Here is a 12,921-nt window from a genome sequence, read left to right as displayed (position 1 = left end):
ATGTCCTGCCTGGCGTCTTTCGCAAAATCCCGATGCAGGACGCAACGCCAACCAGACGCCCGCGGCTTGCCACCGCATGAAGTAAGGTTCGGTCCCCTTGAATCTCTATTCGCTTCTCGATCAGGCAGCGACCCGATTTCCCGAAAGGGGGGCGGTGTTCTCAGGAGAACTGCAGGTATCCAGCTTCGCCGAACTTCGGTCGCGTGCGCTCAAGATTGCTGCGGCGCTGCGACGGGATTTTGCGCCCGGCGATCGTATCGCCATCATGAGTGAAAACCGGCCGGAATACATCGAATTGCTATTTGGCATCTGGGCGGCCGGTATGGTGGCGACGCCGGTCAATGCCAAGCTTCATGCCAGGGAAGCGGTGCAGATCCTCGAAGACTCCGGGGCTGTGGTTCTATTCGTGTCGTCAAAACTTGCCGGCGAAGTCACCCAGGCCATCGCGACGTCAGGGGCGCGGGACTGCCGGCGGATATTGATCGACCGTCCAGACTATCTCGCGCTGTTTCAGGACGAATGGCGCGGCAGTATCGTTGCATCTCCGGATGCGTTGGCTTGGCTCTTCTTCACCAGCGGCACCACGGGGCGCTCCAAGGGTGCGATGCTGTCGCATCGCAATCTGATGGCCATGACCGTTACCCATCTGGCCGACATGGACCCGATTGACGAGAATTGCAGCCTGTTGCATCCGGCGCCGATGTCGCACGGATCCGGGCTTTATATCCCGGCCTATATCGCACGCGGCGCCCGCCAGGTGGTGCCTGTGTCGAAGGGATTCGACCCGACCGAATTCATCGAGCTTTGCGGTATTCATCCGGGATGCGAAGTGTTCTTCGCGCCGACGATGGTGCAGCGGCTGCGGCTTGAGGCCGAACGGACCGGACGCCGCCCCGCTAACCTTCGGACCCTTATCTATGGTGGCGGCCCGATGTATGTCGAGGAGCTCAGGAAATCTCTCGTAACGTTTGGCCAGGTCTTTGTTCAGATTTACGGGCAGGGGGAGTCACCGATGACGATCACCGGCCTTCGCCGCGCGGATCATTCCGGCGACGATGCGGCTATTCTCGGGTCGGTCGGCTTTCCGCGCACTGGCGTCGCCGTTGCCGTGGTCTCGCAGGACGGTGAACCGCTCGCTTCCGGCGAGGTCGGCGAGATCATCTGCCGCGGCGATGTCGTGATGTCCGGTTACTGGAACAACCCAAAGGCGACAACGGAGGCGCTGAAGGATGGCTGGCTCTACACCGGCGACATGGGGTCGTTTGATGATCGCGGCTACCTGACGCTTCGCGACCGTTCCAAGGATCTCGTCATCAGCGGCGGCACCAATATCTATCCGCGCGAGGTCGAAGAAGTGCTGCTCAAGCATCCTGATGTCGCCGAAGTTTGCGTCACCGGACAGCGTCATGCCGAATGGGGCGAGATCGTGGTCGCGTTTGTTGTCCGAAGGCCGGGTGCGATAATCGACGACAAGGAACTCGATCGCCATTGTACCGAACAGATCGCGCGGTTCAAACGGCCGAAACGCTACGTGTTCGTCGAGGAGCTACCGAAGAACAACTACGGCAAGGTACTCAAACGCGAACTGCGGGAACAATTGCCGCCCCTTGAACAATAACCTGAATTTGAATCCGGTTTCCTGTCTGTCGCCGTGTCCCCGTGGCGGGGACGCGCGATGTCGCAGCTTCCATGCGTAGCATGATTGAACCGCCGCGCTTCTTCAGCGCGGCCGACGCATCGATTGCTGTTTCGCATCTTTTCGTGAGGCCCGACATGCTGATCACGCTCGGTTTCTACAAGCGCAAACCCGGTCTGAGCCGCGAACAATTCTCCCAGCATTGGCGCGAGGTGCGTGGCCCGTTGATCGCAAGCAACCCGATCTTGTCGAAATATCTGACGCGATATGTCCAGCATCATTGCGTGCCCAGCAACGGCTGGCCGAATGTCGGCGACCTCGAATATGACGGCTTTTCCGAGTCCTGGTTCGATAGCCTCGAGGCGCGCAAGGAGATGCATGCGCTTCCCTATTTTCAGAGCGAGATGATCGCGGACGAGCACAGGTTTCTCGACATGAAGGCGACGCGAATCCTGATGTTCGACAATCAGGTGGTGCAGGTCGGCAGGGATTACTCGGCCGAGATCGCGGCAGGCAAGGCGTGACGCGAACCCTCGTCTGGCTCCATTTGTATATAAGGCGCGAAGCATGAAGGGACTGACAGATCGAACGGCGATTGTCACCGGCGCGGGTCAGGGCATCGGTCGGGCGGTCGCGGAGCGGCTTCTGGATGAAGGGGCCCACGTGCTGGCGGTCGATATCAGGGCCGAGGGTCTTTCCGCCTTCCCGACGCATGATCGTCTGGCGACGATGATCGCCGATGTCACGGTCGACGAGGCGCCTGCACAGATCATCGGCCGTTGCGTTTCGGCGTTCGGAGACGTGTCGATCCTCGTCAACAACGTTGGTGTCGGCAACGCCCCGCCGGTGCACGAGACGACGGACGAGATATTCGACCACTACATGGATATCAATTTGCGCGGTACGTTCCGTCTTTCCCGGGATGTGCTGCCCGAGCTGCGCAAAACCCGCGGCGCTATCGTCAATATCGCCTCCAGCATTGCCCTGTCCGGCTATCGGCGGTGGGCTGCTTACGCGATGGCGAAGGCCGGCGTCGTTGCGCTGACCCGCAACATGGCTTCGGACTATGGCCCTGAAGGGATCCGGGTCAATGCCGTCGCGCCCGGTATCATTGCCACGCCGCTAACGGCAGATCGGCTCAAGACGGCGCGCTTTCAGGCGACCATCGTCGGCACTATGCCGCTCGGTAAGGTTGGCAAGCCGGAAGATGTCGCATCCGCGGTGGCATTTTTGGCCAGCGACGAGGCATCGATGATCACCGGACAGATTCTGGCGGTGGATGGCGGTCAAACGTCGTCGGTCTTCATCAGCGACGAGATCGTCGCAAACTGGGAATCCACCAGAGGGGCGAATTGACATGCGGATCGCGTTGGTAACCGGCGGCGTCGGCGGGTTGGGCCTTGCGACCGCGAAGCAGTTCGCAAGCGACGGCATGACGGTCATCATTGCGGATCTCGATGGTACGATAGCGGAGAGAGCCGCGGCGACGCTTGAGGGTGACGGCCATCGCGGCATCGCGTTCGACGCCGGCAACGAGCAGAAGGTGATCGCCGCTTTCAAGCAGGTCGAAAGCGAGATAGGCCCGATCGCGGTGTTGGCGCATTTTGCGGGCATGCTCGGAACCGGCGGAACGGCAACCGGCATTTCGCTGGCGGATGCTTCGCTTGACGACTGGGACAAGGTCACCGGCCTAAATGCGCGAGGCACTTTCATCTGCGTGCGTGAGATGGCGCGTTGCCGCCGCGCCAGGCCGGTAGAGCATGGCCGCATCATCACCGTGTCGTCGCTGGCCGGCCAAACCGGCGGGTTGCAGTCCGGCGTTGCCTATTCCGCCTCGAAGGCGGCTGTTCTCGGTATCACCCGCGCTGCGGCGCGCGATCTTGCGTCGCTCGGCATCACTGTCAACGCCATCGCGCCGGGACCGATCGATACGCCGATGCTAGCGCAGGCAACCGGACAGAACAATACGGGCACCAAGTACACCAAGCTCGATTCCATTCCTCTCGGCCGCGTCGGCCTTCCCGAAGAGATCGCCGCGGCCGCGTCGTTCCTCGCCTCCGTCAACGGCGGCTATGTGACCGGCGCCACCATAGACGTTAATGGCGGTCTATTCATGCATTGAGACAGCACGCTGCGCCAATTTCGGCCGCGTCGATATTGAGGACAACGATCGATGACGCAAACCATGCGCGCCGGAGTCGCGAGCGAAAACGGACTCGAACTACGTGAAGTCGCCCGCCCGTTGCCTGCCGCGGAGCAGATTCTGGTGCGGGTAGCGGCGGCTGGAATGAATCGTGCCGACCTCAACGCCGCAAAAGGCGCGGGCGTCGCCAGCAAGGATGGCTTAGGCAAGCCGATAGGCATGGAATGGGCCGGCGAAGTCGTCAACGTCGGGCGCGACGTCAGGGATTTTAAAGCCGGCGATATGGTGATGTGCTCCGGCACCGGCGGCTATGCGGAGTTCGCCGTCGCGGACGCTGGCCGCGCGCTGAAGCTGAAGCCGGGTTTCGACATGAGAACGGCCGCCGTTCTGCCGCTTGCGCTGCTTACGGCGCACGATGCCGTGGTCACGAACGGTCAATTGCGCAGGGGTGATGCTGTTCTCGTGCAGGGCGCGAGCTCGGCCGTGGGGTTAATGTCGCTGCAGATCGCGAAGCTCAAGGGAGCAAGTGTTATTGCGGGGACCTCCACCAATGCGGGGCGGCGCGGTCGTCTGCACGAGTTCGGTGCAACGCTGGCACTCGATCCGGCGAATGTGACCTGGACCGACGATCTGATGCAGGCGACAAATGGGGCGGGCGCAAACCTTATCGTCGACATGATTTCAGGCCCCTCAGTGGGTCTATCCATGAAAGTAGCCGCGGTGCGCGGTCGCGTGATCAATGTTGGCCGTCTCGGCGGTACAAAGGCCGAATTCGACTTCGATCTTCACGCTGCGAAGCGGCTCGATTACATCGGAGTCACCTTCCGCACGCGCACCCGCGATGAGATCAGGCAGATCGTTTCGCGCATGCGCGACGATCTGTGGGAGCATATCGAGGCGGGAACACTGGTGCTGCCGCTGGACAGCAGTTTTCCGTTGGCCGATGCCCGAGCCGCCCACAAGCACATGGCTGCCAACGCCCATTTCGGAAAGATCGTGTTGATCCCGTGACACGGCTGTTCGTAACGCTCAAGAAGGTCCTATGAAAGTCTTCGATGTCATCGTGGTCGGCTCAGGAGTCGGCGGAATGACCGCGGCCGTGGTCGCCGCCCAGCACGGGCTCGAGGTACTGGTCGTCGAGAAAACCGAATCGTTTGGCGGGACGACGGCGTTTTCCGGCGGCGTTGCATGGATTCCGAATAATCATCACATGGACGATGTCGGCGTCGCGGACAGCCGCGAGAAAGCGCTGGAATATCTGAGGAATGTGCTCGGCAATCATTACGATGCGGCGAAGATCGAGGCTTTTGTCGATAACGCGCCAGCGATGCTGCGATACATGGAGGCCAATACCGCGCTCGATTTCGTTCCCACGCCGACGCCGGACTATGAACAGCAGCATTCGGGCGCCTCACGCTATCGCGGCGTGCTCGCGAAGGAATTCGACGGCCGCCGGCTCGGGTCGCATTTCAAATATCTCCGCAGGCCCCGTTCCGAGTTGACAGTCTTCGAGAGCATGCAAGTGGCCGGCGCCGATATCATTCCTCTGCGCAAGGCGTTCCGCACTGTTCAGGGCTTTTCACATACGACAAAAATGGTGTGGAGCTACGCCGTTCAGAAGCTGCTGTACGGCCGGGGAACACGCGTCGTCAGCGGCAACGCCCTCGCGGCGCGGCTGCTCCGCTCGGCGCTCGACGCTAAGGTGACCCTGTGGCGAGAAGCACCGGCGCGAAAATTGGTGATCGAAAACAATTGTGTAACTGGGCTTGTGGTGCTGCGTGATGGCAGCGAAGTTGCGATTCGCGCCCGGCAGGCTGTCGTGATGGCCAGCGGCGGCTTTGGCTCCAACGAGGAGATGCGCAAACAGTTCATGCCGCTTGCCGAGCATCACGTCTCGGTTCAGCCGGAAGGCAATGTCGGCGACGGTATCAGGATGGGCGTCGGAGCCGGGGCCGATCTCGTCACGACGAATCCGGCAAACGCCATCTTCATTCCGGTTTCCATGGCGCAGCGTCCGGATGGATCCTGGGTGAAATTCCCACACATCATGATCGACCGCTATATGCCAGGTTCGATCGCCGTCGATCCGGCCGGTAGGCGGTTCGCCAACGAGGGCGGCTCGTACCACAACTTCGTTATGAAGATGCAGCAGCGCGGGTTGCCGAAAGTGTACATGATCGCGGACCGTCGCTTCCTGAGAACCTATGGCATGGGACTCGCGAGACCGTTTCCGTATCCGGTGCGTCCATGGGTCAGGAACGGATATCTCGCCGAGGCACCGACGATCGGCGCGCTTGCGGAGAAGATAGGTATCTCGCCAAAGGTGCTGGAACAGACGATCGCCCGATTCAACGAGCATGCGTCAAAGGGCGAAGACCCCGATTTTGCGCGCGGTGCCGACGTCCATTCGCGGTTCCGTGGTGACCAGGAGAACAAGCCGAATCCGAGTCTCGGGCCGATCTTGAAACCGCCGTTCTATGCGATGGCGATGCTGCCGGGAGATCTCAGTTCGGTTGCCGGTCTCAATACCGATGAAAGGGCACGGGTTCTGACCAAGGCGGGGGAGGTCATCCCCGGATTCTATGCCCTGGGTCTCGACATGAATTCGATGACCAAAGGCTTCTATCCTGGCGGAGGCTCCAGTCTTGGGCCCGCTCTGACCTTTGGCTATATCGCCGCGCGCGACATCGCGGCGGCAGCAGGAAAGCAGTTGCGCAATTGACATCAGGCTCTCGCTCGCAGAGCAAGCTCGCGCGTCCCATTGCGGGCGGTCGCGGTTACGCGAACGGCCGCGCCTATGGGCCGAGAAGAGGCGCCGATCTCCTTGACGCGGCAGCAGCTATCGGTTGCGTGATTTTGCGGACGCCAAAGAGCGTGTCGTGGGGCATGTCCTAGAGGCAGCAAACAGGGTGACAGCAAACAGGCGAATTTTCGGCTTTTTGGCCTTCGCTGGATAGAGCGCGCGTCCCATGGCGCGGTGACAGGCCGGATGCGGGGATGGGTTAGAATATGACCAAATAAACGAGACGGATGCGATCGGTCTTCGTGGCCTGTGAAGCATTCCGGAGGTGAAATTCGGAGGGGATTGATGATGTTGAGCACCCAGGCGGTTCTGGGCAGCGGAGGCGTGTGGCCGTTGCGCGATATCCCGGCGCTGTGCCCGGCAACTCCTACGCGTTCGGTCGGCGCGGGAGCGCGCGTGCCATGTTGATGCAGCAGATTCTCAACGGCGTGGTTGTGGGAAGTGTTTATGGCCTTTTTGCACTTGGCTTTACCCTGGTTTTCGGCGTCAACCACATCATGAATCTGGCTCACGGCAGTGTCTTCATGCTGGGCGCCTTTGCCGGACTGTATTCGGTCATCCTTTTCGACGCGCCTTTCCCTGTCGCCCTGCTTGTCGGCGCCCTGGGCGGAGGCCTGGTGTCGGTCGTTCTGGACCTGGTTGCGTTCAGGCCGCTTCGACGGCATGGGTCGCTTGAATTTTCCTCGATCGTCTCGTCGATTGGCGCCAGTCTCATTTTGCTGTCGCTTGCCCAGCAGTTGACGGCGACGCGAGTGATGCGGTTTCCGTTCGACACTTTCCCGATCGTCGTGTTCAATTTCCTCGGTCTGAGAATTCAGCTCCTTCAGCTCGTCATCATCGGCATCGTCGTGCTGATGGTGGTTGGACTGCTGTATTATCTCTATCGCACCAGCTTCGGCCGCCAGATTCGTGCCGTAGCGTTTTCGGAACATACCTCGAAGCTGCTCGGTATCAATCCGACGGGGATCAATTTCCAGGTGTTCTTCCTCTCCGGTGCGCTTGCCGGCATTGCCGGCGTCTTGATTGGCATTGTCTTCAACTCGGTGCATTTCATGATGGGAGAGCCGCTGCTTCTCAGGGCTTTTGTGGTGATCGTTCTGGGCGGCTTGGGAAGCATCCCCGGAGCGCTGATCGCCGGCTTGCTGATTGGTGTCATTCAGACGTTGACCGTCGCTTACCTGTCTGCCGGGCTGGCCGACGCCCTTGTGTTCTCGATCCTGTTTCTTGTGCTGTTGATCAGGCCGACCGGCTTGTTTGGCGGCGCGGGTGCTGTCGCCCGGGTAACGCGCCGATGATGACATTCCTCTATGCCTATGAACCGCTTTTTGAACTCGCGCTTTTCAACGTCCTGCTGGCGTTCAGCCAGTATATCGTCCTGAAGGCCGGGGTCTTCTCGCTTGGCACCGCGGCGTTCGCCGCCATTGGATCCTACACCGCTGCGATCATGGTAACGAAGCTCGGGCTTTCGCCCTGGCTGGGTTTGGCGGTCGCCACCGCCCTTGGCATCGCCGCCGGGGCGATTGTCGCCATCCCGCTGGCGCGGCTGCGCGGCGTGTTCCAGGCGCTCGCGACGCTGGCGTTGGTCCAGATCGTACTTTCCGTCACGTTGAACTGGGTCGATGTGACGAATGGTGCGCTCGGTATCAACAGTATTCCAAAGACCGTCGGCCTCGTCGGGTTATTGTGCGTCGTAGGGTTGCTGGCCTACTTCATGTTGGCAATCGGCTCGTCGAGCATCGGCCGGGCCTTCGACGTGATCCGTGAAGATGAAACGGTCGCCGTTTCGCTCGGCATCTCCGTGCAAAAGCATCACATGATTGCCTTCATTCTGTCCGGAGCGATTGCCGGGCTGGCGGGGGCGCTGCACGCCTACAACAGCTATTCGATCACGCCTAACGAGTACGGTTTCAACATGGTGGTGATGGCGCTTGCCATGGTGGTACTCGGCGGACGCGTATCCGTCTGGGGACCGATCGTGGGCGCGGTCGTACTGACGGGGCTTCCCGAGTTGCTGCGCGGATTTCAGGAATACCGCATGGTGGTGCAGGGCGCCCTGCTGTTGCTATCGATCATCTTCCTTCCGCAGGGTGTTGCCGACACGCTGATCTCGGTGATCGCGCGGAAGCGGATCGCTACCGGAAACGCGAAGACCAAAGTGGTGGTGGCATGAAAGCTCTGGTCCTGGACAACATCGCGCGGAGTTTCGGGGGATTGCGCGCAGTGAATGGCGTAAGCCTGACAGCGCCCAGCGGCCGCATTACCGGTCTTATCGGACCGAACGGAGCCGGCAAGACCACGGTGGTCAATCTGATCACCGGCCTTCTCAAGGTGACGCAGGGACGGATATTGCTCGGCAATCAGGATGTCACCGAGGCCGATGCCACGATGCTGGCGCGTGCTGGAGTGTCGCGCACATTTCAGAATATCCGCCTTATCAGCGGGGCAAGCGTTCTCGACAACGTCGTCGCCGGCTTTCACCGCCACGAGACGTCCGGAACGCTGGCGAATCTTCTCGGCCTGCCGTCTGCGATTCGTGAGCGGCGGGCGCTGGAGGCGCGGGCGGAGGCATTGCTCGAACGCTTTGGCATGGCGACGCTGGCGAAACATCCCGCCGGCGGCCTTTCCTACGGGCATCAACGCCGAATCGAGATGATGCGCGCGCTTGCCATGGAACCGGCGGTGCTGCTGCTGGACGAACCGGTCGCCGGAATGAACGATAATGAGGCGTTCAGTCTTGCAGATATCTTCAGGACCGTCGCGCAGCAGGGCGTGGCTGTTCTCCTGATCGAGCACAACATGCGGTTCGTGATGTCCTTGTGCGAACATATCTACGTTCTCGCGTCGGGTCAGTTGATCGCCGAGGGCGAGCCTGACGCGATCGGGCGGAATCCGAAAGTTATCGAAGCGTATCTCGGAGCCTGATGATGTTGACAATCGACAACCTCTCGGTGTCCTACAAAGGCATCCGCGCGCTACGCGGCGTTAGCATTGAGGTCAAGAAGGGCGAGATTTTTGCACTGATTGGCCCGAACGGTGCCGGAAAATCGACGCTTCTCAATGCAGCGAGCGGCATCGTTCCGGTCGCCGAAGGTCGCATTCAGCTTGAGGGCGAAGTCATCAGCGGCCGGCCCGCGCATCTGATCGCCCGTGCCGGGTTGATCCAGGTTCCCGAAGGACGGCGGATGATCGGACCGCTGACGGTGATGGAAAACCTTCTGCTCGGCAGGCAGGCGGTGGGCGCGCGAGGCAGGAATCCGAAGGATCTGGAGCAGGTCCATGACCTGTTTCCGCTTCTCGCCGAGCGCCGCGACCAACTCGCGGGCCTGCTCTCCGGCGGACAGCAACAGATGCTGGCGATCGGCCGCGCGTTGATGGGGCGTCCGCGCATCCTTCTTCTTGACGAACCGAGTCTCGGTCTGGCGCCGGTCATCATCCGGGAGGTTTTCGATGCGCTGATCCGGCTCAACAAGGAAGGACTGACGATTTTGTTGGTCGAGCAGAACGCACGCATGGCGCTTGAAGCAGCGACCAGAGCGGCGGTCATCGAACAGGGCAGGATCGTTCATCAGGGACCTGCATCCGAGCTCGCTAACGACCCTGTGGTGGCCGACCACTATTTCGGCCGTGCCGCGAAAGTCGCATGAAACGCCTGAAAAGGGTGGCCTGATCCAATGGAGAAGAAAATGCAATTATCACACAGAAGTATGTTTGCAGGCGGTATTGCCGTGATCGCAATGACCATCGGCGCGGTGCCGGTTATGGCGCAGGAAACCATCAAGCTCGGCATCATGAATGCGTTGACCGGCGCCTATGCCTTCGGTGGCGTGCCGATCCAGAACGGCATGAAGCTTGCGATCATGCAGGCCAACGACGCGGGCGTGCTCGGCAGTACGAAGATCACCTATGTCGAGGCGGACTCCGCCGGCGACAAGGGGCAGACCATCACGCTGGTTAGCAAATTCGCCCAGAGCGACAACGTGCTGATGATCCTCGGTCCGACCACAAGTCTCGAGTCGACCGGGGGGGCGCCGGTGGCTAACCAGCTCAAAGTTCCGATGTTCGTGATCGGGTCGTCGAAGGCCATTCTTGCTGCCGGTCCTTACTCGTCGAAAGTCCAGGCCGTCGGCTCCGACATCATGGGTAATTTGAGCAAATATGCCGCGCAGAAGCTCGGCGTGAAGAAGGTCAGTCTCGTGTTCGATCGTTCGAACGACGGGTACGTCGGGCAGAAGGATGGGTTCAAGAAAATCCTGCAAGATGCCGGCGTGACGATCGTATCCGAGGAGGGCATCCTTGCCTCGGATACGGACTTCCTTGCGCTTGCGACCAAGCTCGCCGGACAGGATATCGATGCATTCTTCGCGGCGGCGCCCGCTGAAGTCGGCGCGAACGTTCTGTTGCAGGCGCGACAGGGCGGTGTTCCGAAGAAGGTGCTCTTCCTCGCACCGTCAACCTTCGCATCCGATTCCTTCATCACCACCGCGGGATCCGCGTCGGAAGGCGCTTATATTGTCGCCGACTATTTCGCGAGCGATCCGGGCGAGCTGAACCAGGAGTTCGTCAAGGCGTATCGGAAAGCCTACAAGGTCGAGCCCGACAATTGGGCCGCTATGGGTTACGCGCTCGCGGCGCTCGCCGTTCAGGCCATCAAGGATGCCGGTCCAAACCCTAATCGTGAAACGGTGATGAAGGCGATGAACGCGCTACGTGATCAGCCCACGGTCATGGGTAACCATACCTGGACGATGGACGACGACCGCAACCCGAGCTATGGCGCGGCTCTGCTCACCGTCAAGGGCGGTAAGTTCGTGCTCGCGCCATAAGAAAGGACAAGGGCTCGCCGCAAACGCGAAAAGCCCGCGTCTCATATCGGAAGCCGCCTTCCCGCGAGGGGAGGAAAAATCCAGCGGCGTTTTCTCAATTGTCGCCTCGCGCCGGACCAGTCCATCGACCACGCCTACACTTATGTGTTCCGCGCACCGCTCTCGCTGCTGGTCGAGCTTCGATGGTTTAAAAGCGGAGTATACGAATGAGTGATCTCGCAAGGGTCTGGGATACCCCGAAAGCCGTGTGTCCCGTCGGCAGCATCGGGCGCAACTATGCACCGTTCGATCATGAGCGTATGCACGAGTCTCTCGCCGTCGCTCGCAGGAGCGAACCGGTGTTTTATTCGCCGGATATCGATTACTGGGTGGTGACGCGCTACGACGACGTGTTCGCGATCCTGCGCGATCCGGATCGGTTCTCGGCTGCAAACGCCAACACCCCGATTTCGCCGGTGCCGCAGGAAGCGCTCGACCTGCTGAAGGAAGGCGGCTACGCCCTTGAGGGTATCCAGGTCAATTGCGATCCTCCGCGTCATACCCGGATCCGGAATTCGGCGTTCCAGCTTCTGAACATGAAGCAGTTCGGGTATCTGGAAGACGACATCCGCCGGCTGGTAATAGACTCGCTGGATCGTATGAAGGGTAAATCGCGTGTCAACCTCATGGAGGAGTTCACGTACGAGCTGCCGGCCAAGGTGATTTTTCTGATTCTTGGCATTCCCGAGGATGAGGCGGCTCAGGTCAAGAAATGGGCGACCAATCGCCTGCTGCTCTCGTTCTCGCGACCGACCCATCAGGAACAAATGGATGCGGCGCGCAATCTTCTGAAATTCTGGCACTATTGCGTTGGCCTCGTCGCCAGACGCATTGACAGCCCGCAAAATGACTTCGCCAGCAATATGCTGCGTTTGCGGAACGGCGACGATACCGTGTTGACTGTCAACGAAATCAACTCCGTTGCCTTCGGCCTGCTGTTCGCGGGACACGAGACTACCACGACCCAGGCGACCAATACGATCAACGCGCTGCTGACCGAGCGGGATAGCTGGGAAGCGATCTGTGCCGACCCCTCATTAATTCCGAATGCGGTCGAAGAGGGTTTGCGGATGTACGGTGCGGTCGTGAACTGGCGGCGGCGCACGAGATGCGACGTCGAAATATCGGGAGTTCGGATTCCGGCCGGGTCGAATATCCTGATGTCGTTCATGTCGGCGAATCGCGACGAGAAATATTTCGACAGGCCAGACCATTTCGACCTGCGCCGCGCCAATGGACGCAAACATCTCACATTCGGCAATGGCATTCATGTCTGCCTGGGCGCGCCGCTGGCTCGGCTTGAAGTCAGGATCATGCTCGAAGAACTCAGCAAGCGCTATCCGGACGCCAGGCTTGTCGGCGATCGGAAAGTTGAATATGTCCCGGCTTTCGCTTTCCGGGTTCCAAAGTCCCTGTGGGTCGATCTCGAAGCATAAAGGTCGTTTCCTGACCGCTATCCGATCCCGCGACGCCAGGT

The 12,921-nt window shown here is 60.4% G+C and carries 12 protein-coding genes; all 12 read left to right on the top strand.

Annotated features, from left to right (window positions below; translation table 11 throughout):
- Positions 1-97: 97 nt before the first annotated feature.
- The 12 genes from UP10_RS36415 (at position 98) to UP10_RS36360 (ending at position 12,880) form a co-directional block, all read left to right on the top strand.
- Positions 98-1,618 carry an AMP-binding protein gene (locus UP10_RS36415; protein ID WP_044591983.1) on the top strand — a complete coding sequence of 507 codons (1,521 nt, stop codon included), beginning with the start codon at positions 98-100 and terminating at the stop codon, positions 1,616-1,618.
- A 71-nt stretch (positions 1,619-1,689) separates the two neighbouring features.
- Positions 1,690-2,160, top strand: a complete 471-nt coding sequence (locus tag UP10_RS36410) for an EthD domain-containing protein (protein WP_156180622.1) — start codon at positions 1,690-1,692, stop codon at positions 2,158-2,160.
- 43 nt (positions 2,161-2,203) lie between these two features.
- Complete coding sequence (locus UP10_RS36405; protein ID WP_044591981.1) at positions 2,204-2,992, top strand: SDR family NAD(P)-dependent oxidoreductase; 789 nt, start codon at positions 2,204-2,206, stop codon at positions 2,990-2,992.
- A 1-nt stretch (position 2,993) separates the two neighbouring features.
- Positions 2,994-3,758 (top strand): SDR family NAD(P)-dependent oxidoreductase, encoded by a 765-nt coding sequence (locus UP10_RS36400; RefSeq protein WP_044591980.1) that lies wholly within the window; start codon positions 2,994-2,996, stop codon positions 3,756-3,758.
- A gap of 51 nt (positions 3,759-3,809) precedes the next feature.
- On the top strand, positions 3,810-4,790 hold the full coding sequence (locus UP10_RS36395; RefSeq protein WP_245322125.1) for a zinc-binding dehydrogenase: 981 nt from the start codon (positions 3,810-3,812) through the stop codon (positions 4,788-4,790).
- Between the two features lie 31 nt (positions 4,791-4,821).
- A complete protein-coding gene (locus UP10_RS36390) occupies positions 4,822-6,501 on the top strand; it encodes an FAD-dependent oxidoreductase (protein ID WP_044591979.1) in 1,680 nt (559 codons plus the stop codon).
- 482 nt (positions 6,502-6,983) lie between these two features.
- Entirely contained in the window at positions 6,984-7,877 is an 894-nt protein-coding gene (locus UP10_RS36385) for a branched-chain amino acid ABC transporter permease (protein WP_044592246.1), read from the top strand.
- Positions 7,874-8,752 carry a branched-chain amino acid ABC transporter permease gene (locus UP10_RS36380; protein ID WP_044591978.1) on the top strand — a complete coding sequence of 293 codons (879 nt, stop codon included), beginning with the start codon at positions 7,874-7,876 and terminating at the stop codon, positions 8,750-8,752. The genes UP10_RS36385 and UP10_RS36380 overlap by 4 nt, the downstream gene beginning before the upstream one ends.
- Positions 8,749-9,504 carry an ABC transporter ATP-binding protein gene (locus UP10_RS36375; RefSeq protein ID WP_044591977.1) on the top strand — a complete coding sequence of 252 codons (756 nt, stop codon included), beginning with the start codon at positions 8,749-8,751 and terminating at the stop codon, positions 9,502-9,504. Before UP10_RS36380 ends, UP10_RS36375 begins: the two co-directional genes overlap by 4 nt.
- A gap of 2 nt (positions 9,505-9,506) precedes the next feature.
- Positions 9,507-10,226, top strand: a complete 720-nt coding sequence (locus tag UP10_RS36370) for an ABC transporter ATP-binding protein (protein ID WP_044592245.1) — start codon at positions 9,507-9,509, stop codon at positions 10,224-10,226.
- 39 nt (positions 10,227-10,265) lie between these two features.
- Positions 10,266-11,405 carry an ABC transporter substrate-binding protein gene (locus UP10_RS36365; RefSeq protein ID WP_197086988.1) on the top strand — a complete coding sequence of 380 codons (1,140 nt, stop codon included), beginning with the start codon at positions 10,266-10,268 and terminating at the stop codon, positions 11,403-11,405.
- A gap of 206 nt (positions 11,406-11,611) precedes the next feature.
- Positions 11,612-12,880: a cytochrome P450 gene (locus UP10_RS36360; protein ID WP_082077442.1), complete on the top strand. Its 1,269-nt coding sequence runs from the start codon at positions 11,612-11,614 to the stop codon at positions 12,878-12,880.
- The last annotated feature ends 41 nt before the right edge of the window (positions 12,881-12,921 follow it).

The sequence above is a fragment of the Bradyrhizobium sp. LTSPM299 genome (assembly GCF_000938235.1).
In the GTDB taxonomy this organism is placed as follows: Bacteria; Pseudomonadota; Alphaproteobacteria; order Rhizobiales; family Xanthobacteraceae; genus Bradyrhizobium.
This window is presented reverse-complemented; position numbering and strand designations above follow the sequence as displayed.

Excerpts from the sequence above, each read along its gene's own strand:
- UP10_RS36405 (WP_044591981.1), top strand. The coding sequence starts at position 2,204 with ATGAAGGGACTGACAGATCGAACGGCGATTGTCACCGGCGCGGGTCAG.
- UP10_RS36390 (WP_044591979.1), top strand. The coding sequence starts at position 4,822 with ATGAAAGTCTTCGATGTCATCGTGGTCGGCTCAGGAGTCGGCGGAATG.
- UP10_RS36380 (WP_044591978.1), top strand. The coding sequence starts at position 7,874 with ATGATGACATTCCTCTATGCCTATGAACCGCTTTTTGAACTCGCGCTT.
- UP10_RS36360 (WP_082077442.1), top strand. The coding sequence starts at position 11,612 with ATGAGTGATCTCGCAAGGGTCTGGGATACCCCGAAAGCCGTGTGTCCC.
- UP10_RS36365 (WP_197086988.1), top strand. The coding sequence starts at position 10,266 with ATGCAATTATCACACAGAAGTATGTTTGCAGGCGGTATTGCCGTGATC.
- UP10_RS36410 (WP_156180622.1), top strand. The coding sequence starts at position 1,690 with ATGCGTAGCATGATTGAACCGCCGCGCTTCTTCAGCGCGGCCGACGCA.
- UP10_RS36385 (WP_044592246.1), top strand. The coding sequence starts at position 6,984 with ATGTTGATGCAGCAGATTCTCAACGGCGTGGTTGTGGGAAGTGTTTAT.
- UP10_RS36375 (WP_044591977.1), top strand. The coding sequence starts at position 8,749 with ATGAAAGCTCTGGTCCTGGACAACATCGCGCGGAGTTTCGGGGGATTG.
- UP10_RS36395 (WP_245322125.1), top strand. The coding sequence starts at position 3,810 with ATGACGCAAACCATGCGCGCCGGAGTCGCGAGCGAAAACGGACTCGAA.
- UP10_RS36400 (WP_044591980.1), top strand. The coding sequence starts at position 2,994 with ATGCGGATCGCGTTGGTAACCGGCGGCGTCGGCGGGTTGGGCCTTGCG.
- UP10_RS36370 (WP_044592245.1), top strand. The coding sequence starts at position 9,507 with ATGTTGACAATCGACAACCTCTCGGTGTCCTACAAAGGCATCCGCGCG.